Source organism: Bradyrhizobium sp. CFUWI (assembly GCF_056429085.1).
This window is the reverse complement of the sequence record NZ_JBWJZE010000001.1, coordinates 129,482-154,595: the sequence shown is the minus strand read 5'-3', so window position 1 is coordinate 154,595 and position 25,114 is coordinate 129,482. Positions and strand designations below refer to the sequence as shown.

The window sequence follows — 25,114 nt, the reverse complement described above, 5'->3', positions numbered from 1 at the left end:
ACAAGAGATGCCGCGCTGATGAAAATCGATCCGATCCACCAGTTCAACATCGAGCCTCTCTTCACCCTGGGCCATATCGGCAATCACACGATCGCCTTCACCAATTCGTCGCTTTATATGCTGGTGGCCGTGGCGATCATCTCGCTCCTGATGCTCGCCAGCGGCACGCAGCTGGTTCCCGGGCGCCTGCAGTCGGTCGCCGAGATCTCCTACGAATTCGTCGCCTCGACCATCCGTTCGACGGCCGGCACGGAAGGCATGAAGTTCTTCCCGCTGATCTTCTCGCTGTTCATGTTCATCTGCGTCTCGAACCTGGTCGGCATCATCCCCTACACCTTCACGGTGTCGAGCCACCTGATCGTCACCGCAGCGCTCGCGCTGCTGGTCTTCTTCACGGTCCTGATCTACGGCCTCTACAAGAACGGCCTGAAGTTCTTCAAGATTTTCGTTCCCCACGGCGTCCCCATCTACATCCTGCCGCTGGTCATGTTCATCGAGATCCTGTCGTTCTTCCTGCGGCCGGTCTCCCACAGCGTCCGTCTCTTCGCCAACATGCTGGCCGGCCACATCGCGCTGAAGGTCTTCGCGGGCTTCGTCGCCATGCTCGGCTTCTCGCTCGGCGCCCTCGGCTGGGTCGGCGGCGTGCTGCCGCTGGCGCTCACGGTCGCGCTGACCTCGCTGGAAATCCTGGTCGCGTTCCTCCAGGCCTACGTGTTCGCGATCCTGACCTGCATCTACCTCAACGACGCCATTCATCCGGGACACTGAACGGTCCGGGGAATTTCCACCCACAACCCAATCTTTCTTCCAAGGAGTCTAAAATGGATCCGGCAGCAGCAAAACTTATCGGCGCGGGCATCGCGTGCATCGGCATGGGCGGTGCGGGCGTCGGCGTGGGCGTGATCTTCGGCAACTACCTGGCCGCAGCCGTCCGCAACCCGTCGGCCGCTCAGGGCCAGTTCGGCAACCTGATCTTCGGCTTCGCCGTGACCGAAGCGCTCGGCATCTTCTCGCTGCTGATCGCACTGTTGCTGCTGTTCGTTCCGCTCTGAGGACGACGTTTTTCGCGCCGTTCCAATCCCTGGGACGGCGCGTGTGACAGCAACAGGAGAACTCCATGGCTGAGAGTCATGGCGGCGCAAAAGGTCCGGCGGCGGGCGCTCATACCGCGGCTGACGGTGGTCACCACGGTGGCGGCTTTCCGCCGTTCGAGAGCAGCACCTACGCTTCACAGCTGGTGTCGCTCGCGATCTTCTTCGTCCTGCTTTACGTGATCGTGTCCAAGCTCGCCCTGCCGCGCATCGGCGGTGCGATCGAGGCGCGTCAGAACAAGATCGAGGGTGACCTCGCCGAGGCGCAGAAGCTGAAGGATCAGTCCGAGGCGGCGCTGAAGGCCTACGAAAACGAGCTCGCTGCGGCGCGCTCGCGGGCGCAGGCGATCGGCAACGAATCCCGCGACAAGGCGAATGCGCAGGCCGAGGTCGAGCGCAAGGCGCTGGAAGAGCAATTGGCGGCCAAGCTCGCCGGGGCGGAGAAGACCATCGCCTCGACCCGCGCCGCCGCCATGAGCAACGTCCGCGGCATCGCGGCCGATGCGGCCGGCCAGATCGTGCAGCAGCTGACCGGCGTCGTTCCCGACGCCGCGTCGGTCAATGCCGCGGTCGATGCGTCCCTGAAAGGTTAGTCGAGATGGTCTTCGAACCTGAATTTTGGGTCGCCGTCGCCTTCGTGATCCTGATGGTCGTGCTCGGCTATCTCGGGGTCTTCAAGACGGCGATGACCGCGCTCGATCATCGTGCCGCCCGCATCAAGGCCGAGCTCGACGACGCCCAGCGCCTCAAGCAGGAAGCCGCCAAGGTGCTTGCCGACTACAAGGCGCGCACCGCCTCGGCCGAACGCGAGGCCGCCGAGATCATCGCCAACGCCAGAAGCGAAGCCGAGCGCATCGCGACTGAGGCCAAGGCGAAGATGGAAGACTTCGTCGCCCGCCGGACCAAGACCGCGGAGAGCAAGATCGCGCTCGCCGAGGCCCAGGCGCTGGCCGATGTCCGCGCCGCAGCCGCGGAAGCCGCCGTCCAGGCCGCCTCGACGATCCTGTCGCAGTCGGTCAAGGGCCAGGTCGCCGACGATCTGCTGGCCAAGGGCATCAGCGAAGTCAGGCAGAAGCTGAACTGACGATCTTGCCTCACCAATCAAAAAGCCGGCGCGATGAGCGCCGGCTTTTTTGTTGGTCGATCTGGAGCGCAAACTGGGTGTCATCGCCCGCGAAGGCGGGCAATGACAGCTGAGATTGCCGCAACACCTCGCCTACTTCTTCTTCCGCCCCTTCGGCTCGGGCGAGAGCGCCTGCGGGTCGAAGCCGACATAGAAAATGTAGTTGTCGGCGACCGCGGGTGACGGCACCGGATAGGTCATATCCTCGATAACGAAGGTAAAGGGCACGCTGCCCCCCGGGGTCATGTCGACCGTGGTTCGGTAGGCCTTCGAGGCAATCACCTTCTCGCCGACGCCGCCCTGCACGACGGCGAAGCGCAGGGGCACCTCGACGGAAGCAGGCGCACCGGCGGGACCGGCGATCACGCGGCCTTGGATGCCAATCCGGGCTGTGATGCCGTCGCTGCTACGGACACATTCGCGCGCCATCTTGGTGATCGAGGCCTGGAAGCGAACCTCGTTGCCGGCGGCCGGCTTGCCGGCGGCGCCAACCGCGTAGGTCGAGGCCCCCGAACGCACCGTGACCTGCGGGCAATCGAGCTCGTCTTCGGCCGACTGGCCGGGCGCAGGCGGTGGCTTGGGCTGGGCCGGCTCGTCGGACGTGCCGCCGAACAGGCTCTTGAAGCGGTCGGTCAGTGACTGGGCCTTCACCGGTGAGACCGAGGCGAGCACAACCGACAATGCCAGCGCGACTCCCCCTCCCAGCCGCAACGCATTCCGCGATGACCGAAGCTGCTGCACCATCGACGCTCATACTCCAATGACAATTGCCCGGCCGATCGCCGTCCGGGCATGCGGTTATATCGCCAAAATCGGCGAACCCAAGGCAGCAAAAAGGGGGACTTGGCCGCACCGATATCGCGGCTCAGCCGCGGAAATCCTCATGGAGCAGGCCGAACAGCAAATGATCCTGCCAGACCCCGTTGATGCAGAGATAGCGGCGGGCGAGCCCCTCGCGTGAGAAGCCGCACTTTTCCAGCACCCGGATCGACGGCGCATTGGTGGGGATGCAGGCGGCCTCGACCCGGTGCAGATTGAGCTCGCCGAACAATGTCGGCAGCAGCACCCGCAGCGCGGCCGTCATGTAGCCGCGATGGGCATGAGGCTGCCCGATCCAATAGCCGATGGTGCCGGCCTGCACGATGCCGCGGCGGACATTGGCCAGCGTGATGCCGCCGACCATGGCGCCGTCGAGCTCGCGGAAGATCAGAAAAGGATAGGAACGATCCGCGGCGATGTCCTCGGAATAGCGGCGCAGGCGGCGGCGGAAGCCCGAGCGGGTGAGATCGTCCGACGGCCAGATCGGCTCCCAGGGCGTCAGGTAGTCGCGGCTGGACTCGCGCAGATGAGCCCATTGCAGGAAGTCCGACATCTGCGGCGCGCGCAACAACAGCCCGTTGCCGCGCGGTGCGAGGGCGGCGGGTCCACTGGACGGCAGGCGAAAGAGGGCCATGGTGATGCTTTCCGGGGCGGTCCCGCCCTTGCGCGGCTCCTAGTGCAGCCGGGCCTTGGCGCGCGCCCGGGTCAATCCTTCCGCAAAAGACACCGCCGTGTCCAGACCCCTGCCACTGCCTAATGCGACAACGGCAGGCCGGCTCCGTGACAACAGCGCACGCGCGGCGTCCCGGGTCGATTCGACGCTGACGGCGTCGATCCGCCCGACCAGTTCCTCGACCGTCTGCGGCCGGCCATAGGCGAGGACGTGCCGGGCGAGCTGCTCGGCGCGGGAAGAGCAGCTCTCCAGCGCCATCAGCAGACCTGCCTTCATCTGCGCCTTGGCCCGCGCGATCTCTGCCTCGGTCAGCGTTTCCACCGAATCATTCATGATGTCGACCACGACCTCCATCATCTCCGGCGCATCGGCCGGATCGGTGCCGGTGTAGAGGCCGAAAAAGCCGGTATCGGTATAGGGCGCGTGGAACGAATAGATGGAGTAGCAGAGGCCGCGCTTCTCGCGCACCTCCTGAAACAGGCGCGACGACATTCCGCCGCCGAGGACGTTGGTGAAGACCTGGAGCGAGAACAGCGACAAATCGCTTTGCGGCACGCCTTCCAGCGCCAGCGTCAGATGCGCCTGCTCCAGCTCGCGATGCACCACCTTGGCGCCGCCCTTGCCGAATTGAGCGGTTTGCGGCTTCGGGCCAGGCGTCGCCTCGAAACTGGCAAAGCGCTTCTCGGCCTCGGCGACCACCTGATCGTGATCGACCGCGCCGGCCGCTGCCACCACCATGTCGGGCCCGCGATAATGCGTCGAGAGGTAACCGCGCAGCATGTCGCGGTTGAAGCTGCGCAGCGTCTTGGCCGTGCCGAGCAGCGAGCGGCCCATCGGCTGGTCGGGATAGCAGAGCTCGTTGAGATGCTCGAACACGACGTCGTCGGGCGTATCCTGTGCGGCTCCGATCTCCTGCACGATGACGTTCTTCTCGCGTTCCAGCTCGTCGGGCTCGAAGGCGGGATTGGCAAGGATGTCGGCGAGCACGTCGAGCGCGAGCGGCACGTCGGCCTTCAGCACCCGCGCATAATAGGACGTGGTCTCGGTCGAGGTGCCGGCATTGAGGTCGCCGCCGACCGCCTCGATCTCCTCGACGATCTCGCGCGAGGAGCGCTTCGTGGTGCCCTTGAACGCCATGTGCTCGAGCAGATGCGAAATGCCATGCTCGTTGGGCTTCTCGTCACGGCCGCCGACGCCGGCCCAGACGCCGAGCGCCGCGGTCTCGAGTTGCGGCATCTTGTCGGTGACGACGGTGAGGCCGGAGGCAAGCTTGGAAATCTCGACACTCATCCGGCAACTCCCTGCTTTGCGGCGCGGCTGACCGACAGCACAAAGCGCTCGACCTCGGCCTGATCGTTCTTCATCACCTTCATGTGTTCGGATTTGGTCATCAAACCGTCGAGCCAGGCCGGCAGTTGCGGCCGCTGGCCGCAGGCCGCTTCGACGGCGTCGGGGAATTTGGCCGGATGGGCGGTGGAGAGCACGATGCTCGGCACCCGCGTGTCCGTGGTGTCGCGGTCGGCGACAGCGAGCGCCACCGCCGTATGGGGATCGACCAGCTCGCCCGCCTCGCGCCAGCCGGCGCGGATCGCGGCCGCGGTCTCGGTCTCGTCGGCGCGCCCGGCGTCGAACTCCTCGCGGATGGCGGCCAGCGTCGCATCGGGCAGCACGAAACGCCCGGACTGCTTCAGCGAATCCATCAGGCGGCGCACGCCCGCCGCATCGCGCCGGCCGGCCTCGAACAGCAGCCGCTCGAAATTCGACGAGATCTGGATGTCCATCGACGGCGACGCGGTCGCGTGCACCTCGCGCACTTCGTAGATCCCCGTCTTCAGCGTACGCGCCAGGATGTCGTTGACGTTGGCGGCGATGCGCAGGGTCCGCACCGGCAATCCCATCCGCTTGGCGACGTAGCCGGCAAAGATGTCGCCGAAATTGCCGGTCGGCACCACGAAATCCACCGCGCGCGCCGGCGCACCAACGGCAACGGCCGAGGTGAAATAGTAGACCACTTGGGCGACGATGCGCGCCCAGTTGATGGAATTGACGCCGGACAGAGAGGTGGCATCGCGGAAGCGATGGTTGTTGAACATCCCTTTCACGAGCGCCTGGCAATCGTCGAAATTGCCCTCGATGGCCAGCGCATGGACGTTGGCCGCGCCCGTCGTCGTCATCATCCGCCGCTGCACCTCGGAGATGCGGCCGTGCGGAAACAGCACGATGAGGTCCACGTTCTCGAGGCCGGCGAAAGCCTCCACAGCGGCGCCGCCGGTATCGCCTGACGTCGCGACCACGATGGTGGTGCGCTGGCCGCGCTTGGCGAGCACATGGTCCATCAGCCGCGAGATGAGCTGCATCGCCACGTCCTTGAAGGCGAGCGTCGGACCGTGGAACAGCTCCAGCACGAACTGGTGCGGCGACATCTGGCGCAGCGGCACCACCGCCGGGTGGCGGAAGGTCGCATAGGCCTCGTTCGCCATGCGGCCGAGCTCGGCGTCGGTGATCTCGCCGCCGGTGAAGGGACGAATCACATCGACCGCGACCTCCCAATAGGGACGGCCGAAGAAACCGGCGATGGTCTCGGTGGAGAGCTGCGGCCAGATGGTTGGCACATACAGGCCGCCATCGCGCGCGAGCCCGGTCAGCATCACGTCGCAGAAGCCGAGTTCGGGGGCCTCGCCCCGGGTCGAGATATAACGAGTCAAACTGCCCTCCAAAGGCCGGGCGGCCTGAGCCGCCCGTTAAGCCTTTGATTTTACGAAATTACTTGTTAGCGGCCAGAGGCTTTGAGCCACCATAAAGTGTTTTGCGGCATCAGGAAACCGCTTCCCGCCTTGACCCGGTCCAACGAAAAGGGGCTGCGGTCGAACCGCAGCCCCTCTCTTGGAAGGTCTGTCGTTGATGTGTGCAGACCGGTTTGCCTGTCGGGGTCGCCGCCCCGTCAAAACTGTTCGCGCAACCTTTCGTCGCCTGTCACGAAACCGTCAAGGGTGAAAACGATTGCGGAAGAGAAAATGTTCCTATTTTTCCCGACAAAGATCCGTCTCCCCGCAGGCGCAGCCAGGCAGCGACACGCCGCGCATTGCCGTTATTTCCCGAACTCTCGGAGATCTCCGGAACCAATGCCGCCCTCCCTCCATTGGGATCGGCGGATGGGTGTCGACTGTGTCCATGCATTGCCCGGCTGCACGCTGACACCGATCCGTTCCGCCGAACCGGCTGCGTCCTGGAGCGGCCGGTTCGGTGCTGCCGGGCCGACAGTGCCCGGGCCGACAGTGCCCGGGCCGCCAGTGCCCCGCGCCGACAGTGCCCCGCGCCGACAGTGCCCCGGGCCGCCAGCATCCAGGACGTCAATTCATCCCGATTTCCACTGCGATCCTGATCAGGTCGGAATGGTTCTTGGCCCCCAGCTTCTGCTTGAGCAGGGACGTGGTGTTGGCGACCGTCTTGTAGGAGATGCCAAGCGCCTTCGCGACTTCCACGATCTTGTCGCCGCGTCCGAGCAGGCGGAGGATCTCGAGCTCCCGTGGCGTCATCTGCGAGGCAGGGTTCGCCTTGATTGCCGCGCCGGAAAACGTCACGGCTTCCGCGAGTTGCGGTGAGATGAAATTGTCGCCTGCGACCACCTTGCGCACCGCTTTCAGCAGGATCCTGGGATCGTCGCCCTTGGAAACATAGCCTTGCGCCCCAAGCTCGACGGCCCGCACCACGAAGGCAGGATCGTCGTTCATGCTGAACATGATGATCTTGGCGTCAGGATCGTCCTTGCGGATTCGTCGCATCAGCTCGAAACCGGAGACATCCGGCAGGCTGATGTCGATCACGGCGACGTCGGGCCGCTTGCTGACATAGGCGCGATGCCCGGATTTGGCGTCCGTTGCCTCCTCGATACGGATCGAATGGTCGGAAGCGAACAGGGTGCGGCAACCGGACAGCACCACGGGATGGTCGTCGACAATCAGGACCCTGGTCCCCTGCTTGGCAGTCTCTTGCATCGCGCGCTCTCTTGTTTCTCGATTCATAGACCGGCGGGAACAAATGGAAAGAGCAAATTCCGCCGATGCGCGTTAGAATTGACCTAATGTGGCAACGACTCTCGTTCAGAACGCAACTGTTTCTTCCGCTCGGCGCGAGTTTTCTGGCAGCGCTGATCCTGGGGGGCATATTGCTGCAGATATTTGCAACCGGGCAGCTCGACGACGAGCACGAGCCCGCTCGACGTTCCATCCGAACGATCGCCACCGCACTCAACGACACTTTGCGGGCGTCAGACAATCCGCAGAAGACGCTGGATGCCTTCGTCCAATCCCTGGCCGGATCCTCGGACATCCACTTCCGTTCTGCGGAAGGCGTTCCTGCGCCTTCGCCAAAGGACACCATGCGAAATCCGCAAGGGGTACCGCAGTGGTTTGTCGACCTGCTCATGGTGCCGGACACGGACGCTGCGGCGCCGGTGCTGATCGACGGCAGACATATCGGCGATATCGTGTTCTTACCGGACCTGTCAGCCGACCTGTTCGAGAAGTGGATCGGCTTCCTCGCGCTGACCAGCCTCGTCGCCGTGCTGATGATGCTCACCGGAATCATCGCCTACATCTTCGCAGGATCGGCGCTGCGACCCCTGCGGCATCTCGGCGAAGGCCTGACGCGGATGCGGCGTGGCGATTACGCAAAGCCGATCCCGGTCGGGGGACCGCCGGAGATTCGGCAGAGCTGTACGGAAGCAAATGCGCTGGCTGCAACGCTTGCACAATTGAGCCAGGACAATCGCGATCTGATGCATCGCCTGGTGTCGCTCCAGGACGACGAGCGGCGCGATCTCGCCCGCGAGCTGCACGACGAGCTCGGGCCGCTGCTGTTCAGCATCCGCGCGGGCACGATCGCACTGGTGGAGGCCTCGCCGTCCGAGGGAAATCTCGGCAACCCGGCCCAGCAAGTGCTGCAATCGGTCGAAGCGCTCCAGCAGACCAACCGCCGCATCCTCGACCGGCTGCGGCCGCTTTACATCGAGGAGCTGGGCCTCGCGACCAGCGTGCAGACGCTGCTCCGGAATTTTCGCAAGCAGGCACCCCATATCAACCTGACGGATACGATCGATCCGGATCTCAACGTGATCGACGGACCGCTGGCCCGGACCGTCTATCGGGTGATCCAGGAGGCACTGACCAACGTGCTGCGCCACGCCAAGGCCGGCAGCGCCCATGTCCAGGCGACCATCGCCGGTGAGACGCTGGTCGTCGAGATCTCGGACGACGGCGGCGGCTTCCCCGCCGACAATGTCTTCGGCCGCGGCCTGACCGGCATGCACGAGCGCGTGCGCGCGCTCAGCGGATCACTGTCGCTGCTGAGGGTGGACGAGCGAACCTATGTACGCTGCCGCCTTCCGTCCGCACCGACGCGCGAGGCGCCGGTCAACCGCTAGAGCGCGATGCGACTAGGATGAATCGTCATCGCGCTTTAGGTTGCCGTCCAAGCATGATTTCTTCGGCAAACCGCTGGGCACTTTTCCGGATCATGCTTTAGCACGCGCAGCCGTCATGCGCGTTCTGCCGCGCGGGCTCGCACAGCGTGCTGTGGATCTTGCCTTCCGGACTGAAGCGAAACGAGGCGCGAATGCGCAGCGCACCGGCGACCGAATATTCGAGATCGACGCCATGGGGCATTGGGTGGATCTCCTCCAGCCCGAAACCCGCCAGCGAGAACGCGCTGAGCCGCGGCTGCCAATAGGCCTCGAGCTCGCTCCGCCCGCGGTAACGCCGCGCGCCGTTACACATGCAGTCGACGTGGGCGTCGTCGGCATAGAGGTCGAGCAACGTCGCGAGGTCGCCATTCCGGCAGGCGTCCACCCAGTCGACGACGATTCCCATCTGATCGAAATCACTCACGCCGCAATCCTGTCTGCCGCGGAAAACCACCGGCGGCTTAGGGCCACACTCGTGAATGTGCGCTGAATAATAAACCCCGGGCGATACCGGGTTCCGGCTCGGAAACCGACCATCTCAGCTCCGTTGCCGGCCTCTGGCCCACACGGCGAAGGCGATCAGCACGGCGCCGGCGAGCAGGAACCAGGTGACGGCGTATTGCAGGTGGTCGTCCTTCAGATGCACGTCGAGCGGCCCCGGACGCGGAATTCCGTTCTCGGGCGCCGGCTGCTCGAGATCGACGTAGAACGGCGCCACCGTGCCCCAGCCGAGCGCGCTTGCGATGGCCCGATGATCGCGCACGAACCAGAGCCGCTTGTCACGGTTTTCGGCGGGCGTCAGCCAGCCGGGCGCCTCGGGAAAGCGCAGATAACCAGTCAGCGCGACCGGCTGCCCGGTCACGAGCTTCTTCACCGCGCGATCCTCGACGCCGCGGTCCTGCATCGTGTTCTCGACGAAGCCCGCGTCGATCACGACCGTCTCGCCGCTCGGAAGTCGCGCCGGCAGGAACGCCCAGGTGCCGGGGCCGGAGGCGTCCTTGCGCACCGCCGAGCCGGACGAATAGACCATCGCATCCGGCAGGGCTGCGTAGGTCGCGGTGAAGCTGACGCGGCGGAATTCATCGCGCGCGGGATTGAGGCCGGCCCATAGCGCCGGCGGCGGCAGCGGGACCGGCGCTGTGGCCAGGCGCTCGGTGAGCGCCGCGACCAGCTCGTGCTTGGCGGCCCGCCGCTGCAACTGCCAGACGCCAAGTGCGACGAAGACAGCCGTCAGGAATAGCGTGAACAGCGCGAAGCCGGCCACGCGTGGCTTGCGCGCAGGGGGGTTCATTTCGCGCGGTCGACCAACCGGCCCGGCGCCGCCTTGTGATGGAATTGCAGCGCGATCAGCAGCGACTTCATCGCACGCAGCGGCAGGAGCGTGGTGGCCAGGATCAGCGGCAACCACAGCACCGCATGCAGCCAATACGGCGGCTGATATTTGACCTCGACGATGAGCGCTGCCGCAACGACGATCCCACCGGCCAGCATGATGATGAAGATCGCCGGACCGTCGCCGGTATCGATGAAGGCGTAGTCGAGACCGCAGCGGTCGCAGGCGGGCGCGAGTGTCAGGAAGCCTGCATAGAGCTTGCCCTGGCCGCAGCGCGGACATCTACAGGCAAGCCCGCGCAGCGCGCTCTGCAGGACAGTGGTCTCTGGCTCGGACTTGCCGGCGGTCTCGTTCATGATGGCGGACTCTAGCACAGTTTTCGCCGAAACTTTCCGGCGGTCCAAAAACGAAGGGCGGCCCTGCGGCCGCCCCTTCTGGTCGATTTCTCGCGGCTCAGTGCGCGGCGTGGGCCATGCTCTCGGCGCCGCGTCCCCAGACGTAGATGCAGAGGAACAGGAACAGCCAGACCACGTCGACGAAGTGCCAGTACCAGGCGGCGAACTCGAAGCCGAGGTGCTGCTTCGGCGTGAAGTGGCCGGCATAGGCGCGAAACAGGCAGACCAGCAGGAAGATGGTGCCGACCAGCACGTGGAAGCCGTGGAAGCCGGTCGCCATGAAGAAGGTCGCGCCATAGACGTTGCCGGCGAAGGAGAACGCCGCGTGGCTGTACTCATAGGCCTGCACGCAGGTGAAGAGCGCGCCCAGCACGACGGTGAGGATCAGGCCGTATTTCAGGCCCTGGCGGTCGTTCTCCAGCAGTGCGTGGTGCGCCCAGGTCACGGTGGTGCCCGATGTCAGCAGGATCAGCGTGTTCAGGAGCGGCAGGTGCCAGGGATCGAAGGTCTCGATGCCCTTCGGCGGCCAGGTGCCGGGGACCGCGCAGGCGCCGGGCTGGGTGCCGAGGCCGCAGCCGAACACGGCGTCGCGGGTGGCGTGGACGGCGTCGGCCGGAAACAGCGCCGCGTTGAAATAGGCCCAGAACCAGGCGACGAAGAACATCACTTCGGAGGCGATGAACAGGATCATGCCGTAGCGGTGATGCAGCTGCACGACGCGGGTGTGGTCGCCCTTGTACTGGGCTTCCTTGATCACGTCGCCCCACCAGCTCGCCATGGTGTAGAGCACGCCGACGGTGCCGACGCCGAACACGATCGGCGCGGCCGAGAACATGTGATGCATCCAGGCGATCGCGCCGACCGCCATGATGAAGGCCGAGAGCGAACCGACGGCCGGCCACGGAGAGGGATCGACCAGGTGATAGTCGTGATGCTTGGTGTGCGCCGTTGCCATTTGCGGTCTCTCTCCTCAATCCCGTGCCTGTCAGGCACTTATCCCCTTGTTTCCGAACCTTTCGAGCGCGAGCCCGGCGGTCAGAGATTACCCTTGCGCTTGTCGCTTTCGCCCGATGCCAGCGGCTTCACCACGGGATCCTTCACCGGATAGAAGGTGTAGGACAGCGTTATCGTGTTCAGGCCGTCGTTCTCGTGATCGTCGGCGATCGACGGATCGACGTAGAACACGACCGGCATCTCGCGCTTCTCGCCCGGCGCCATGGTCTGCTCGGTGAAGCAGAAGCAGTTGATCTTCTGGAAATAGGCGCCGACCGTCAGCGGCGCGACGTTGTAGGCAGCCTGCGCGGCCGTGGTGCGCGCGGCCTGGTTGGTCACGGTATAGAAGACGGTCGTGACCTCTCCGATATTGACCTCGATCTCGTTCTGCTCCGGCTCGAATTTCCAGGGCAGGCCAGGCGCGACGTTGGAATCGAAGCGCACCGAGATCTTCCGCGCGATCGGCCCGGTGGCCGGCGCGGAGGTCGCCACTTGCGTCGTGCCGTTGAAACCGGTGGCGCGGCAGAACCAATCGTAGAACGGCACCGCCGCGTAGGAGGCACCGACCATCAGCGCGACAACGCCGCCGCAGATGGAAGCAACCACCGCATCGCGACCCAGCCCGCGGCGCGTGCCAGGCTTACGATCGGCCGGCCTGGCGCGCTCATCCTGCGATATGGTCGGCTCCTGATTCATCTTTGCTACATCGGCCGCACGAGAACTGCCGGTCCCTTGACCATGGTGACGGCGAAGAACAGCACCACGAGCACGCCGAGCGCGAGGGCGATCGCAATCGAGCGCTGACGACGGCTCTTCTTCTGCGCCTCGGTGAGGACGATTCCACCTGTCTCGGGTTTGTCGGCCATCGCTGTGATCATGCGCCCCCTACCATCGGAGCCAGCGCCCGGACCACGACCTCGACCAGCAGGGTCGCGAACAGCACGAACAGATAGAGGATCGAAAAGGCAAACAGCTTGCGGGTCGCGCGCAGCGACGCAGCTCGCTCGCGGCGCAGATAGACGTTGATCGCGAGCGCCAGCATGCCGGCCCCCAGGATCAGCGAAACGATGCCGTAGACGGCGTCGAAATAGCCGAGCGCCCAGGGCGCGGCGGCGACCGCGATCAGCACGACGGTGTAGAGCAGGATCTGAAGCCGCGTCGCATCGGGACCGGCGACGTTGGGCAGCATCGGAATGCCGGCGCGCGCGTAGTCGTCGGAGCGGAACAGCGCCAGCGCCCAGAAATGCGGCGGGGTCCAGAAGAAGATGATGGCGAACAGCAGCAGCGGCTCGACGTCGACCGTGCCCGTGACGGCGGCCCAGGCCACCACCGGCGGCAGCGCGCCGGCGGCGCCGCCGATCACGATGTTCTGCGCGGTCCAGCGCTTCAGGACCATCGTGTAGATCACGACGTAGAAGAAGATGGTGAAGGCGAGCAGGCTGCCTGCGATCCAGTTGACGAGGATGCCGAGCGTCATCACCGAGAAGAAGGACAGCGTCAGGCCGAACGCCATCGCCTCGGGGCGGGTGATGCGGCCGCGCGGGATCGGCCGGTTCGCCGTGCGCGACATCTTGGAGTCGATGTCGCCTTCGAGCGCCATGTTGAGCGCGCCGGAGGCGCCGGCACCGACGGCGATGCAGAGCAGCGAGGTGAACGCGAGCACGGGGTGGAAGTGTCCCGGCGCCATCGCCATCCCGACCAGCGCGGTGAAGATCACCAGCGACATCACCCGCGGCTTCAAGAGCGCGATGTAGTCGCCCACCTCCGCCTCGGAGATGCGGGGATTGATGTCGATGGCGTTCTGGTCGAGGACGGACACGAATTCAACTCGCTTCGTTATAAGAGCCGCGGCGCCCGTCACGGGCGCCGCGGTGATCGCTTACTGCACGCGGGGCAGCACTTCGAACTGATGGAAGGGCGGCGGCGAAGGCAGCGTCCATTCCAGCGTGGTCGCGCCCGCACCCCACGGATTGTCGCCCGCCGGCACCTTCTTCATGAAGGCGTCGACCACGCAGTACAGGAAGATCAGCACGCCGAAGCCGGAGATGTAGGAGCCGAGCGACGAGACCAGGTTCCAGCCCGCGAACGCATCGGGATAGTCGACATAGCGGCGCGGCATGCCGGACAGGCCGAGGAAGTGCTGCGGGAAGAACACCAGGTTGACGCCGATGAAGGTGACCCAGAAGTGCGCCTTCGCGAGCCCTTCATTGTACATGTAGCCCGACATCTTCGGGAACCAGTAGTACCAGCCGGCGAAGATCGCGAACACCGCGCCGAGCGAGAGCACGTAGTGGAAGTGCGCGACGACGTAATAGGTCTCCTGCAGCACGCGGTCGACGCCGGCGTTCGCCAGCACGACGCCGGTGACGCCGCCGATCGTGAACAGGAAGATGAAACCCACGGCCCAGATCATCGGGGCGCGGAATTCGATCGAGCCGCCCCACATGGTGGCGATCCACGAGAAGATCTTCACGCCGGTCGGAACCGCGATGACCATCGTCGCGGCGACGAAATAGGCCTGCGTCGCCGAGGACATGCCGACCGTGTACATGTGGTGCGCCCACACCACGAAGCCGATGCCGCCGATCGCGACCATGGCGTAGGCCATGCCGAGATAGCCGAACACGGGCTTGCGCGAGAAGGTCGAGACGATCTGGCTGATCATGCCGAAGCCGGGCAGGATCAGGATGTACACCTCGGGATGGCCGAAGAACCAGAACAGATGCTGGAACAGCACGGGGTCGCCGCCGCCGTCGGGCGCGAAGAACGTCGTGCCGAAATTGCGGTCGGTGAGCAGCATGGTGATCGCGCCGGCGAGCACCGGCAGCGACAGCAGCAGCAGGAACACCGTCACCAGGATCGACCACACGAACAGCGGCATCTTGTGCAGGGTCATGCCCGGCGCGCGCATGTTGAAGATGGTGGTGATGAAGTTGATGGCACCGAGGATCGACGAGGCGCCCGCCAGATGCAGCGACAGGATCGCGAAGTCGACGGCCGGGCCCGGATGGCCGGAGCTCGACAGCGGCACGTACATGGTCCAGCCGGCGCCGACGCCGTTGGCGCCCGGCTCGCCCTCGACGAAGGTCGACATCAGGAGCAGCGCGAAGGACGCCGGCAGCAGCCAGAACGAGATGTTGTTCATGCGCGGGAACGCCATGTCGGGCGCGCCGATCATCAGCGGCACGAACCAGTTGCCGAAGCCGCCGATCATCGCGGGCATGACCATGAAGAAGATCATGATCAGACCGTGCGAGGTCACGAACACGTTATAGGTGTGGGTCTCGTGGAAGACCTGCACGCCCGGATACATCAGCTCGGCACGGATCGCGATCGACATCGCGGCGCCGATGACGCCGGCGATGACCGCGAAGACCAGGTACATCGTGCCGATGTCCTTGTGGTTGGTCGAATAGACGTAGCGGCGCCATCCGGTCGGATGGGCATGCTCGTCATGTCCGTGGGCGTGATCGCCGTGTGCCGCTGCGCTCGTTGCCATTTTCAAATCCTGCCTTGCGTCCCATTCGGACCTTTGGAGGTCCCGCCCTTATATCGCTTCCAGTGCCTCAAGCCGTCACCCGACGCTTACTGCGTCGGGCCGGCCGCGGAGGCGTAGGTGCTGGCGCCGCCGCTCGCAAATTTCTTCTTGGCCGCCTCGACCCAGGAGGCGAACTCCTGGTCGTTGACCACGCGGATCGCAATCGGCATGAAGGCGTGATCCTTGCCGCACAATTCCGAGCACTGGCCGTAATACATGCCGGTCTTGGTGGCCTTGAACCAGGTCTCGTTCAGCCGACCCGGAATGGCGTCGATCTTGACGCCGAAAGCCGGCAGCGCGAAGGCGTGGATGACGTCCGCGCCCGTGGTCTGGACCCGAATCACCTTGTTGACCGGAACCACCATCTCGTTATCGACGCCGAGCAGGCGAGGCTGCTTGTCCTGGGCCATCAGCGAGTCGAACTCGAACTTGCCGTTGTCGGGATAGGCGTAGGACCAGTACCACTGCTTGCCCGTCGCCTTGACGGTCAGGTCAGCCTTCGGAATGTCGAGCTGGAGGAACAGAAGCCGGAACGACGGCACCGAGATGCCGACCAGGATCAGCACCGGAACGAGCGTCCAGGCCACCTCGATCAGCGTGTTGTGAGTGGTCCGCGACGGCACCGGATTGGCCCGCGCGTTGAACTTGACGACCACGACCACGAGCAGCGCCAGAACGAACAGCGTGATCAGCGTGATCAGCACGAACAGGAAGTTGTGGAACCAGACGATGTTGTCCATCACCGGAGAACCGGACTGCTGGAGCGTCCACTCCCACGGAGCCGGCTGCCCGACCTCGGCGAATGCCGCGCCACCCGTCGCCAGCGTGACGCCAGCCGCCACCACGGCGATGGTGGCCAATCCCAGCAGATGCTGGCCCACCCGACCCATCGACATCCTCATGCCGTTCGCGCTCCCCTTACGAAATCACCCCAAGTGCGCTCCCCTGTGTCCGGGCAACGCTTATTCGATCCGCCCGCCTGACAAACCGCCGCGCAAGAATACCTCTAAGAGGAATTCGGGCCAGATCGCTAGAACGCCGAAATCTAGCCTCTCAAACCATAATTCTTGATCTATCGCAATGCAGTCTTGAACCTGATCTGCCAGCCATCACCCGCAGGATAATTCCTAGTAACATCGGACAAAAATACCGTTGGCCGGGATGCTGCCGCTTGACAGCGGAATTGCCCGCGTTAGGCACTGGCAGATGGCCGCGCAGGAACCTGATTCGTGCGGGCGGCGGCGGTGCGAGACGGCGCGGAATTTGCTTGGCAATCGCCTTCAAGACGCCGTCATTCCCGTATCAGTCCGCCAGATGAGTCCGCCAAGCGCGAGCGAGGAAGGCGAGCAGAGGGACCGACCCGATGGGGCTTTCGAAATCGATGGCAAGGCCGGCCACAAGGCAGCCTAACCGCCTCCCGGCGCTGACTGCCCTGCTGGCTGCGCTCGTCCTCCTGGCGCTCCCCGGCCTTGCCCATGCGCAGGGCGCGGTGCGCTCCGTCCATGGCGACTGGCAGATTCGCTGCGACACGCCGCCCGGCGCCCAGACCGAGCAATGCGCCCTGATCCAGAGCGTGGTGGCGGAAGACCGCTCCAATGCCGGCCTGACCGTGATCGTGCTGAAGACCGCCGACCAGAAGAGCCGCCTGATGCGCGTGGTGGCGCCGCTGGGTGTGCTGCTGCCCTCCGGTCTCGGCCTCAAGCTCGACAACCAGGACGTCGGCCGAGCCGGCTTCGTCCGCTGCCTGCCCAATGGCTGCGTCGCCGAGGTCGTCATGGACGACAAGCTGCTCGGCCAGCTCCGCAGCGCTAAGACCGCCACCTTCATCATCTTCGAGACACCGGAAGAAGGCATCGGCTTCCCGCTCAGCCTGAACGGCCTCGGCGAGGGCTATGACAAGCTGCCGTAGGGATACGGCGGCGGCCTAGTAGATCTCAAGGCATGCCGTGCCGTCATCGCGCTCGAAGGACTGAATCGTCTCTGCGTGTCGGCGAAGGAGGTCGGCGATCGCCGCAGTCATTTGGTTGCCCGTCCGGAGCCAGATCACCTTAGGCGGAGGGCCCAGGAGAGCGGCCAGTTCGGCAAAATCGGCGTCCTGAGTCACGATCGCAAAGCCATTTGCCTTCGCGAACTCCCAAAGTGCACGGTCCGCGACCTCCGATAGCCCGTGAGACCGAACGTGACTGGATTGCGGAAACAGGTCGGCAACGATCTGGCAAGCTTGAAGCTGAGATTCTGATCGAACAGCAGCCTCATATCGGCGCAGTCACCAATCGCCTCTCGCGGTCGGCGGCATAAGCCAGGCAAGCGCGAATATCGTCCTCGGTCAATTCAGGGAAGTCATCGAGGATCTGAGCATGGGACTGACCGGCAGCCAGCCAACCGAGCACATCCGCCACGGCGATCCGCATGTGGCGGATGCATGGACGCCCTCCACGCTTGCCGGGCTCAATCGAAATGATGTCTCGGTAATCCATGGGCATAGGTTAGCATTGATCCGTGCCGGATGCAGCATCGGCGTGGCGTCTCGCCCCATCCTATCGTTTCCGTAATGTGACGCCCCGCCCCTCGCGGAACCGATCCGAAACCATTATCTTGCCCTAGATCTTCGGCTAATGGACGGACGCATGACCAATCCTGCCACGACTTCCCTGCTCGACCGCGCCAATCTCGACCGCGACCAGGTTCGCCACGAGGTCGCGCGCGGGCTTTCCGGCGCCGACGACGGCGAGCTGTTCCTGGAGTACAGCCAGACCGAAGCGCTGATGTTCGACAATGGGCGGCTGAAGCAGGCGACCTACGACACCTCGCAAGGTTTTGGCCTACGCGCAGTCAAGGATGATGCCGTGGGCTACGCGCATTCCTCCGACGTCTCGCTGCCGGCGCTGATGCGCGCCGCGGACGCCGTCGCGGCCGTGCGCGGCGGCTATTCCGGCAGTTTTGCCGCGCCGCCTCCGCACACCAATGTGCGGCTCTATGGCGACGACAATCCGCTCGACGCACCGGGCTTCGAGACCAAGGTCAAGCTGCTCGCCGAGATCGACGCCTACCTGCGCGACAAGGATCCGCGGGTGCGGCAGGTCAGCGTCAGCCTCGGCGCGACCTGGCAGGTGGTCGAGATCCTGCGGCCGGACGGCGAGAGCTATCGCGACATCCGTCCGCTCGTGCGCGTCAACATCTCCGTTGTGGCCGGCCAGGGCGACCGCCAGGAGAGCGGCAGCAAGGGTTATGGCGGCCGTGCCGGCTATGCCGAATTCATCGAGAGCCGGAATTGGCGCGACGCCGCCGACGGCGCGCTGCGCGAGGCGCTGGTCAATCTGGAATCGATTCCCGCCCCCGCCGGCGAGATGGACGTCGTGTTAGGGGCCGGCTGGCCCGGCGTGATGCTGCACGAAGCGGTCGGCCACGGCCTGGAGGGCGATTTCAACCGCAAGAAGACCTCTGCATTCGCCGGCCTGATGGGCCAGCAGGTCGCGGCCAAGGGCGTCACCGTGGTCGACGACGGCACCATTGCCTCGCGCCGCGGCTCGCTGTCGATCGACGACGAGGGCACGCCGACCAATCGCACCGTGCTGATCGAGGACGGCGTCCTGGTCGGCTACATGCAGGACCGTCAGAACGCGCGGCTGATGAACATGAAGCCGACCGGCAACGGCCGCCGCCAGGGCTATGCCCATGTGCCGATGCCGCGCATGACCAATACCTACATGCTCGCTGGCGACCGCGATCCGGGCGAGATCCTCGCCTCGGTGAAGAATGGCGTCTTCGCCGCGAATTTCGGCGGCGGCCAGGTCGACATCACCTCGGGCAAGTACGTGTTCCAGTGCACCGAGGCCTACAAGATCGAGAACGGCAAGTTAGGGGCCCCGCTCAAGGGCGCCATGCTGATCGGCAACGGGCCGACCGACCTGCATCGCATCCGCATGATCGGCAACGATCTCGCGCTCGATACCGGCATCGGCACCTGCGGCAAGAACGGACAGGGCGTGCCTGTCGGCGTCGGCCAGCCGTCGCTGCTGATGGAGCGCATTACCGTGGGTGGAACGGGCGCATGAGCGTTGAGAAAGTGACTGTCACCTCCAAGCAGAAGGGCAGCGGCTGGGGCGGGCAGATCGTTCAGCTCGCCGGCATCGTCGTCGCCGTGTTCATCGCCAAGGGCGCGCTTGCCGAGCCGTTCTACGTGCCGTCGGGCTCGATGGAGCCGACGCTGCTGATCGGCGATGCGCTGCTCGCCTCGAAATTCCCCTACGGCTACGGCAGCTCGTCGCTGCCGATCCAGATCAGCCTGCCCGAGACCGGCCGCGTGTTCGCGGAAACGCCGAAGCTCGGCGACGTCGTCGTGTTCCGCTGGCCCGGCGATCGCTCGCAGGCCTGGGTCAAGCGCGTCGTGGGGCTGCCCGGCGATCGCATTCAGATGCGGCAGGGCCAGCTCTTCATCAACGACCGCGCCGCCGAGCTCAAGCCGGACGGCGTCGGCGCTGCCGAGGACGACAATGGCGGCAACCAGCCCGCCTACCGTTATGTCGAGACGCTGCCGAACGGCGTCTCGCATCTGATCTTCAAGATGCGCGACAACGGCCCGCTCGACAACACGCCGGAAGTGACGGTGCCGGCCGGTCACCTCTTCGTGCTCGGCGACAACCGTGACAATTCCTCCGACAGCCGCGTGCCGCTGCGCTCCGGCGGCGTCGGCCTGTTGCCGATCGACAATCTGATCGGCCGTGCGGATGCGGTGCTCGGCTCCTGGGATCTCGGCATGCGAAGCCAGCCGGTGTGGACCTGGCTGTCCGGCTTCCGGCTGGCGCGGTTCTTCACCGCCGTGCATTGACACTTCTCACTCACGATGAACCGTGACGAATTCCTCGCGCTCGCGCTGAGAAATCCCGTCAACGTGGCGATCATCGATGAACTCGATCGCCTCACCCTTCCCGATGCCTGGCTGGTCTCGGGATGCCTGGTGCAGACCGTGTGGAACGTGCTCACGCGCCGTCCGATCAACCACGGCATCGCCGATTACGACGTGTTCTATTTCGATCCCGACACCTCGTGGGAGGCGGAGGACGCGGTCATCCGCAAGCTGCAGGCGCGGCTCGCGCATCTCGGCATCAAGGTCGAGACCCGCAACCAGGCCCGCGTGCATCTGTGGTACCCGGCCAAGCACGGCCTGCCCTATCCGCCCCTGAGAAGCTCGCGAGAAGGCATCGACCGCTTCCTCACGCAGAACACGCAGATCGGCATCAGGCGCGCTCGAGATAGCTACGATGTCTACGCGCCGCACGGATTTGACGACGTTGCAGCCCTGATCGCGCGGCCAAATCCAGGACCGAATTTTTCCGCGGCGAATTACGCGGTGAAAGCCGCGCGATGGAAGGAGCTGTGGCCGGAGCTCACGGTGATTGCGGCGGAGTGAGATGTAGGGTGGGCAAAGCGACTTGTCCGCCGTAGCTCGCAGCGCGAAGGCGGAAGCGTGCCCATCACTTCTCGCGATCGCGGAAAGATGGTGGGCACGGCGCTTCGCGCCTTTGCCCACCCTACGGCAGCTGCGTCCGGGGCACGAGACCGAGCGCTACCGCACCACGCCCGACGTGAAGCCCGCCTTGCGGCGCGGCGGCTTGATTTCCTTTTTCAGGAAGCAGCGCGCCTCGCGCCCGGTGTAGCCGGGGCGGGCATAGGTGAAGGCGCGGCATTTGTTGTCGGCGGTGCATGCGGCCTTGCAGACCTCCACGCCCTCGCCGTCCTTCAGTTCGAAATTGCGCAGGTCGCCGCCGGGGCGGTCGATCGACGTCTCCACGCCCTCGACCCGCGGCTCGATCACGCCGGCGCCGCGCACGCCGGAGATGCAGCAGCTTCCCGGCACGCGCGCCGGCACGGTGTTCTTCAGCCAGCACACCGCCGAGCCGCCTTCGACGTCGGGATAGTTGAAACTCCACGAGCGGCAGCGCCGGTCGCGCTCGCACAGCAGCGCGCAATCTTCCGGATCGCCCGACGTAACCGGTGAGCTGAAATAGTCGCCGCCGGGGCGGTCGAACGCGGTCTGGGCGCGCGCCGGCACGCCCGCGAGTGCGAGCGAGAGCAGCGTGACACATGTCACGACGCTTGCCAGGGCCTTTGCCAGGACCTCTGCCATGACGGCGCCGGACAGGTGGCCCTTCCCCATCGGAACAGCTTTCGAGTTATTGAGGACGCTCAGGTTTTTTCAGCCGATCATTTGATCGCCGCAAACCTGTATGGGCGATGAACGGCTGAACTCCCGATCAGTGTCCTAACGCATGATCCGGAAAAGTGCGCAGCGGTTTTCCGAAAAGATCATGCTTAAACAACAACCTAAAGCGCGATGATGATTCATCCTAATCGCATCGCGCTTTAGAACGCGTATTCCGCGTAGGCCGGTTCCACCGAGCCCTTCCAGGGACCGTTGAACTTGTCCAACATTTCCTCGGCCGGCGTCCGGCCGGAATCGATGATGCGGTCGAGCGGCTCCAGATGCCGCGTTTCGTCGCGGCCGAGCTGGTCGATCCGTCCCCGCCGGCGCAGGCCGGAATGTGCCAGAACGAGGCATTCCTTGGCGATCTCGAACAGATAGCGATCCTTGATCCGCGCCTTGAAGCCCATGCGCGGCACGTCGTCGCGCAGGGCCTGACGCTCCTGCGCGGTCCAGTGCTTGACGATCTCCCAGGCCGCATCGAGCGCGATGTCGTCATAGAGCAGCCCGACCCAGAACGCCGGCAGCGCCGGCAACCGGCCCCACGGACCGCCGTCGGAGCCGCGCATCTCGAGATAACGCTTGAGCCGCACTTCCGGGAAGATGGTCGACAGATGATTGGCCCAGTCCGACAGCGTCGGACGCTCGCCGGGAAGGTTGTTGTTGCGGCCGTCGAAGAAGGCGCGGAACGAGGAGCCCGACACGTCGATGTACTCCTCGCCGCGCTTGACGAAATACATGGGCACATCGAGCGCGTAATCGACATAGCGCTCGAAGCCCATGCCGTCCTCGAACGCCCACGGCATCATGCCCGACCGCGCATTGTCGGTGTCGCGCCAGATTTCTGAGCGGAAGGAGAGGAAGCCGTTCGGCCTGCCTTCGGTGAACGGCGAGTTGGCGAACAGCGCGGTTGCGACCGGCTGAAGCGCCAGCGACACCCGCAGCTTCTTGACCATGTCGGCTTCGGAGGAGAAGTCGAGATTGGTCTGCACCGTGCAGGTCCGGTACATCATGTCGAGGCCGTATTGGCCGACCTTCGGCATGTAATTGGTCATGATCTTGTAGCGGCCCTTGGGCATCATCGGGATCTCGGCGCGCGACCAGGACGGCGTCATGCCGAGGCCGAGAAAGCCGATGCCGAGCGGCGCTGCGATCTCGCGCACCTGCGCAAGATGCGCCATCAGCTCGCTCTGGGTCTGGTGCACATTCTCGACCGGGGCGCCGGAGAGCTCGAACTGCCCGCCGGGCTCGAGCGAGATCGCACCGCCACCGGTGACGTCGTAGAGGCCGATGATGTTGCCCTTCTCCATGATCGGCTCCCAGCCGAGCAGGAGCTTCATGCCCTCGAGCAATGCACCGATGCCTCGCGCGCCTTCGTAAGGCACCGGACGATGTCCTTCGAGCGTGAACGGCGTCTTCTCATGCTCGGTGCCCATGCGGAATTCGGACGGGTCCTTGCAACCGGCCTCGAACCACGCCACGAGTTCGTCGCGCGATTGCAGCGGCGTCATATCGATCTGGTCTCGCGCCATATCAAACTCTAATCAAAGGCGCTTCGGTCGAATGCGCGCGGGTGACGGGGATGGTCCGCGAACCCACCGGGCGCACGGACGAACGGGTGTGCCGCGCGGTCATCGCGACGGCGTGCTTTCGTTGACGCTGGCGGCGGGCGGCAGTTTCATCTCGCCGCAGGAGCAGCCCAGGCGGTCGAGCAGATCGCTGAGCTTGACGGCATCGGCATCGGACAGTTTCGAACCGACATATTTCTCGATCGCGGCCGAATAGGCGCTCCACATCCGCTTCTGCAGCTCGCGGCCGGCTTCCGTGATCTCGACGAATTGGCCGCGCTTGTCGATCTTGCATTCGCGCCGGGAGGCGAGGCCCTCGTCGACCAGGCGGTCGATCAGGCGCGAGGTGGAATATTGCGGAATCAGCATCTGCCGTTCGAGCTCCACCGGCCGCAGCTCGCCCGACGGCGCCCGCGACAATTCGAGCAGCGCGTCATACCAGGCCAGCGGTGGGAAACCGGCTCGCTTCAAGTCCTGCTCGACGCAATCGAGCACGCGGCTCTGCACCCGCATCAGGCGGATCCAGGCGGCAGTCGCCTCGGTCGATGGTTTGCGTTTCATGGTCCCGCTCAAGCTCGTCGCCCGTCTCTTACCCCATTTGATGCAGCTGCATCAATCTTGACTATTCCAAGCAGTTGCATGTAATCGCTCTTTCGGCCGAACCAAGCTTCAAGAGAAGGAAATTCCATGAAACTGTACTATTCGCCCGGTGCCTGCTCGCTGTCCCCCCACATCGCGCTCCTGGAAGCCGGCCTGCCCTATGAGCTGGTCAAGGTCGATATTCGGGCCAAGAAGCTCGAAAATGGTGAGGATTATCTGAAGCTGAACCCCAAGGGTCAGGTGCCTGCGCTGGGCCTCGACAGCGGCGAGATCGTGACCGAAGGCCCCGTGATTGTCCAGATGATCGCCGATCAGGCTTCGGCCAAGGCGCTGGCGCCGGCCCGCGACAGTTCGGAGCGCTACAAGCTGCTTGAATGGCTCAACTTCCTCACCTCCGAGGTGCACAAGAGCTTTGGTCCGCTATTCGCGCCGGCCCTGAACGACGAGGCCAAGGCTTTCTTCAAAGACCGCGTCATGGGCAAGCTGAAATATATCGACAGCCAGCTCGTCGGCCGCGACTACCTCATGGGCAAGCAGTTCACGGTGGCCGACGGCTATCTCTTCACGATGCTGACCTGGGCAGACCGGATGAAGTTCGACCTCTCGGCGATGCCGAACCTTGCCGCCTACAAGGCCCGCGTCGCGGCGCGGCCGCAGGTGCAGGAAGCACTGAAGAAGGAAGGGCTGGTCCAGGCGAAGTAAGGCGCGACTCAACAGGCGAGATGATGGAAGAGCCGGATCGATGATCCGGCTCTTTCTGCTTGAACCGGTTGCGGAAGCCCGGACGTGCGAGATGTCCTGGACATCAATTTTACGAGCATTGTCGGAGTTAACAATAATTCCGCGTGATATGCTCGCCGGAGGTCAGCATCGTTGTGACAGCGATCCAGCTGGCCCAAGTTCAGCCATGGACCGCGATAAGGACCTGCGAACCGGGAAGCTCTGGTGACAACCATATTCCTGCTCTTGCTCGCGAGCATGATCGCCGGATTATCGACGGGACTCTTCTTCCGTGTCTGGACTCTGTTGTTGATTTCGCCGGCGACCGCGATCCTTGCCGCAATAGTGCTTCAGACCTCGGGCTTCGGATTTTTGACGGGCATTCCAATCGTCGCCGCCTGCCTGATTGCCGGCCAGGTCGCCTATCTGGCGGCCACGCTCTACGTCCACAGAGGCGATCTCTCAATGCAGGACGACATCGACGGCGACCCAGGCAAGCGCGGCCATCGCCACATCGACGATGAGAACGAGTAGGGCCAGGCCGGCCCATGAGGGGATTTTTCTGCGCAGCCTGAAGAGCCTGCGGCGGGGCCACGGC

General features: G+C 64.6%; 30 protein-coding genes. 11 read left to right on the top strand and 19 right to left on the bottom strand.

All coding sequences use genetic code 11. The features are described 5' to 3' along the window. Positions 1–18 precede the first annotated feature (18 nt). The 4 genes from AC066S_RS00735 to AC066S_RS00720 all read left to right on the top strand — a co-directional run bounded on the left by AC066S_RS00735 (position 19) and on the right by AC066S_RS00720 (position 2,175). Positions 19–768, top strand: a complete 750-nt coding sequence (locus AC066S_RS00735) for a F0F1 ATP synthase subunit A (protein WP_126261085.1) — start codon at positions 19–21, stop codon at positions 766–768. A gap of 53 nt (positions 769–821) precedes the next feature. Further along, complete coding sequence (locus tag AC066S_RS00730; RefSeq protein ID WP_007599451.1) at positions 822–1,052, top strand: F0F1 ATP synthase subunit C; 231 nt, start codon at positions 822–824, stop codon at positions 1,050–1,052. Between the two features lie 65 nt (positions 1,053–1,117). After that, positions 1,118–1,684 (top strand): F0F1 ATP synthase subunit B, encoded by a 567-nt coding sequence (locus tag AC066S_RS00725; RefSeq protein WP_126261084.1) that lies wholly within the window; start codon positions 1,118–1,120, stop codon positions 1,682–1,684. Between the two features lie 5 nt (positions 1,685–1,689). Then, entirely contained in the window at positions 1,690–2,175 is a 486-nt protein-coding gene (locus AC066S_RS00720; RefSeq protein ID WP_126261083.1) for a F0F1 ATP synthase subunit B family protein, read from the top strand. A 132-nt stretch (positions 2,176–2,307) separates the two neighbouring features. Here the strand turns inward: AC066S_RS00720 and AC066S_RS00715 are convergent, their stop codons facing one another. The 5 genes from AC066S_RS00715 to AC066S_RS00695 all read right to left on the bottom strand — a co-directional run bounded on the left by AC066S_RS00715 (position 2,308) and on the right by AC066S_RS00695 (position 7,701). Next, the gene (locus AC066S_RS00715; RefSeq protein WP_126261082.1) at positions 2,308–2,958 is read right to left on the bottom strand and encodes a hypothetical protein; all 651 of its coding nucleotides are present in this window, start codon (positions 2,956–2,958) and stop codon (positions 2,308–2,310) included. Between the two features lie 121 nt (positions 2,959–3,079). Beyond that, positions 3,080–3,667: a GNAT family N-acetyltransferase gene (locus tag AC066S_RS00710; RefSeq protein ID WP_128920349.1), complete on the bottom strand. Its 588-nt coding sequence runs from the start codon at positions 3,665–3,667 to the stop codon at positions 3,080–3,082. A 39-nt stretch (positions 3,668–3,706) separates the two neighbouring features. Beyond that, positions 3,707–4,996 carry a M16 family metallopeptidase gene (locus AC066S_RS00705; RefSeq protein ID WP_126261080.1) on the bottom strand — a complete coding sequence of 430 codons (1,290 nt, stop codon included), beginning with the start codon at positions 4,994–4,996 and terminating at the stop codon, positions 3,707–3,709. Continuing rightward, positions 4,993–6,411 (bottom strand): threonine synthase, encoded by a 1,419-nt coding sequence (gene thrC, locus AC066S_RS00700; protein WP_164719018.1) that lies wholly within the window; start codon positions 6,409–6,411, stop codon positions 4,993–4,995. Before thrC ends, AC066S_RS00705 begins: the two co-directional genes overlap by 4 nt. A 645-nt stretch (positions 6,412–7,056) precedes the next feature. After that, entirely contained in the window at positions 7,057–7,701 is a 645-nt protein-coding gene (locus AC066S_RS00695) for a response regulator transcription factor (RefSeq protein WP_126261078.1), read from the bottom strand. Between the two features lie 86 nt (positions 7,702–7,787). Between AC066S_RS00695 and AC066S_RS00690 the strand changes: the two genes are divergently transcribed. Continuing rightward, a complete protein-coding gene (locus tag AC066S_RS00690) occupies positions 7,788–9,128 on the top strand; it encodes a histidine kinase (RefSeq protein ID WP_478268682.1) in 1,341 nt (446 codons plus the stop codon). A gap of 97 nt (positions 9,129–9,225) precedes the next feature. Here AC066S_RS00690 and AC066S_RS00685 read toward each other — a convergent pair whose 3' ends face one another. From AC066S_RS00685 to coxB, 9 genes are all read right to left on the bottom strand, one after another. Then, the gene (locus AC066S_RS00685) at positions 9,226–9,591 is read right to left on the bottom strand and encodes a nuclear transport factor 2 family protein (RefSeq protein ID WP_126261076.1); all 366 of its coding nucleotides are present in this window, start codon (positions 9,589–9,591) and stop codon (positions 9,226–9,228) included. 114 nt (positions 9,592–9,705) lie between these two features. Continuing rightward, on the bottom strand, positions 9,706–10,458 hold the full coding sequence (locus AC066S_RS00680; protein ID WP_478268681.1) for an SURF1 family protein: 753 nt from the start codon (positions 10,456–10,458) through the stop codon (positions 9,706–9,708). After that, positions 10,455–10,856 (bottom strand): DUF983 domain-containing protein, encoded by a 402-nt coding sequence (locus tag AC066S_RS00675; RefSeq protein WP_135166429.1) that lies wholly within the window; start codon positions 10,854–10,856, stop codon positions 10,455–10,457. The genes AC066S_RS00680 and AC066S_RS00675 overlap by 4 nt, the downstream gene beginning before the upstream one ends. A 97-nt stretch (positions 10,857–10,953) precedes the next feature. Further along, complete coding sequence (locus AC066S_RS00670) at positions 10,954–11,850, bottom strand: cytochrome c oxidase subunit 3 (RefSeq protein ID WP_126261073.1); 897 nt, start codon at positions 11,848–11,850, stop codon at positions 10,954–10,956. A gap of 80 nt (positions 11,851–11,930) precedes the next feature. Then, positions 11,931–12,584 carry a cytochrome c oxidase assembly protein gene (locus tag AC066S_RS00665; protein ID WP_126261072.1) on the bottom strand — a complete coding sequence of 218 codons (654 nt, stop codon included), beginning with the start codon at positions 12,582–12,584 and terminating at the stop codon, positions 11,931–11,933. A 5-nt stretch (positions 12,585–12,589) separates the two neighbouring features. Beyond that, a complete protein-coding gene (locus AC066S_RS00660) occupies positions 12,590–12,766 on the bottom strand; it encodes a hypothetical protein (protein WP_028134045.1) in 177 nt (58 codons plus the stop codon). Further along, a complete protein-coding gene (locus AC066S_RS00655) occupies positions 12,763–13,707 on the bottom strand; it encodes a heme o synthase (RefSeq protein WP_135170527.1) in 945 nt (314 codons plus the stop codon). The genes AC066S_RS00660 and AC066S_RS00655 overlap by 4 nt, the downstream gene beginning before the upstream one ends. A 60-nt stretch (positions 13,708–13,767) precedes the next feature. Then, positions 13,768–15,387: a cytochrome c oxidase subunit I gene (ctaD, locus tag AC066S_RS00650; protein WP_126261070.1), complete on the bottom strand. Its 1,620-nt coding sequence runs from the start codon at positions 15,385–15,387 to the stop codon at positions 13,768–13,770. Positions 15,388–15,473: 86 nt separating this feature from the next. After that, positions 15,474–16,328 (bottom strand): cytochrome c oxidase subunit II, encoded by an 855-nt coding sequence (gene coxB, locus AC066S_RS00645; protein ID WP_478268680.1) that lies wholly within the window; start codon positions 16,326–16,328, stop codon positions 15,474–15,476. 461 nt (positions 16,329–16,789) lie between these two features. Between coxB and AC066S_RS00640 the strand changes: the two genes are divergently transcribed. Further along, entirely contained in the window at positions 16,790–17,335 is a 546-nt protein-coding gene (locus AC066S_RS00640; protein ID WP_126261068.1) for an invasion associated locus B family protein, read from the top strand. 15 nt (positions 17,336–17,350) lie between these two features. Here AC066S_RS00640 and AC066S_RS00635 read toward each other — a convergent pair whose 3' ends face one another. Both AC066S_RS00635 and AC066S_RS00630 read right to left on the bottom strand, forming a co-directional pair. Then, a complete protein-coding gene (locus tag AC066S_RS00635; protein ID WP_245481508.1) occupies positions 17,351–17,626 on the bottom strand; it encodes a DUF5615 family PIN-like protein in 276 nt (91 codons plus the stop codon). 52 nt (positions 17,627–17,678) lie between these two features. Next, positions 17,679–17,909 (bottom strand): DUF433 domain-containing protein, encoded by a 231-nt coding sequence (locus tag AC066S_RS00630; RefSeq protein WP_478268679.1) that lies wholly within the window; start codon positions 17,907–17,909, stop codon positions 17,679–17,681. Positions 17,910–18,053: 144 nt separating this feature from the next. On the opposite strand from AC066S_RS00630, the gene tldD reads away from it, so the two are divergent. From tldD to AC066S_RS00615, 3 genes are read left to right on the top strand one after another with little or no spacing between them, the layout of a single operon-like run. Then, entirely contained in the window at positions 18,054–19,481 is a 1,428-nt protein-coding gene (gene tldD, locus AC066S_RS00625; RefSeq protein WP_126261066.1) for a metalloprotease TldD, read from the top strand. Further along, entirely contained in the window at positions 19,478–20,254 is a 777-nt protein-coding gene (lepB, locus tag AC066S_RS00620) for a signal peptidase I (RefSeq protein WP_126261065.1), read from the top strand. The genes tldD and lepB overlap by 4 nt, the downstream gene beginning before the upstream one ends. A 15-nt stretch (positions 20,255–20,269) precedes the next feature. After that, a complete protein-coding gene (locus tag AC066S_RS00615) occupies positions 20,270–20,836 on the top strand; it encodes a nucleotidyltransferase family protein (protein WP_478268678.1) in 567 nt (188 codons plus the stop codon). 156 nt (positions 20,837–20,992) lie between these two features. On the opposite strand, the gene AC066S_RS00610 is transcribed toward AC066S_RS00615, so the two are convergent. From AC066S_RS00610 to AC066S_RS00600, 3 genes are all read right to left on the bottom strand, one after another. Continuing rightward, positions 20,993–21,583 carry a PAN domain-containing protein gene (locus AC066S_RS00610; RefSeq protein WP_478268677.1) on the bottom strand — a complete coding sequence of 197 codons (591 nt, stop codon included), beginning with the start codon at positions 21,581–21,583 and terminating at the stop codon, positions 20,993–20,995. A 206-nt stretch (positions 21,584–21,789) separates the two neighbouring features. Next, positions 21,790–23,160, bottom strand: coding sequence for a glutamate--cysteine ligase (locus tag AC066S_RS00605; RefSeq protein ID WP_478268676.1), 1,371 nt, complete (start codon positions 23,158–23,160; stop codon positions 21,790–21,792). A gap of 99 nt (positions 23,161–23,259) precedes the next feature. Then, positions 23,260–23,757, bottom strand: a complete 498-nt coding sequence (locus AC066S_RS00600) for a MarR family winged helix-turn-helix transcriptional regulator (protein ID WP_126261061.1) — start codon at positions 23,755–23,757, stop codon at positions 23,260–23,262. A gap of 126 nt (positions 23,758–23,883) precedes the next feature. Here AC066S_RS00600 and gstA point away from each other — a divergent pair, with 126 nt between their 5' ends. After that, a complete protein-coding gene (gene gstA / locus AC066S_RS00595; protein WP_126261060.1) occupies positions 23,884–24,498 on the top strand; it encodes a glutathione transferase GstA in 615 nt (204 codons plus the stop codon). Positions 24,499–24,741: 243 nt separating this feature from the next. After that, entirely contained in the window at positions 24,742–25,050 is a 309-nt protein-coding gene (locus AC066S_RS00590) for a hypothetical protein (protein WP_235885175.1), read from the top strand. The last annotated feature ends 64 nt before the right edge of the window (positions 25,051–25,114 follow it).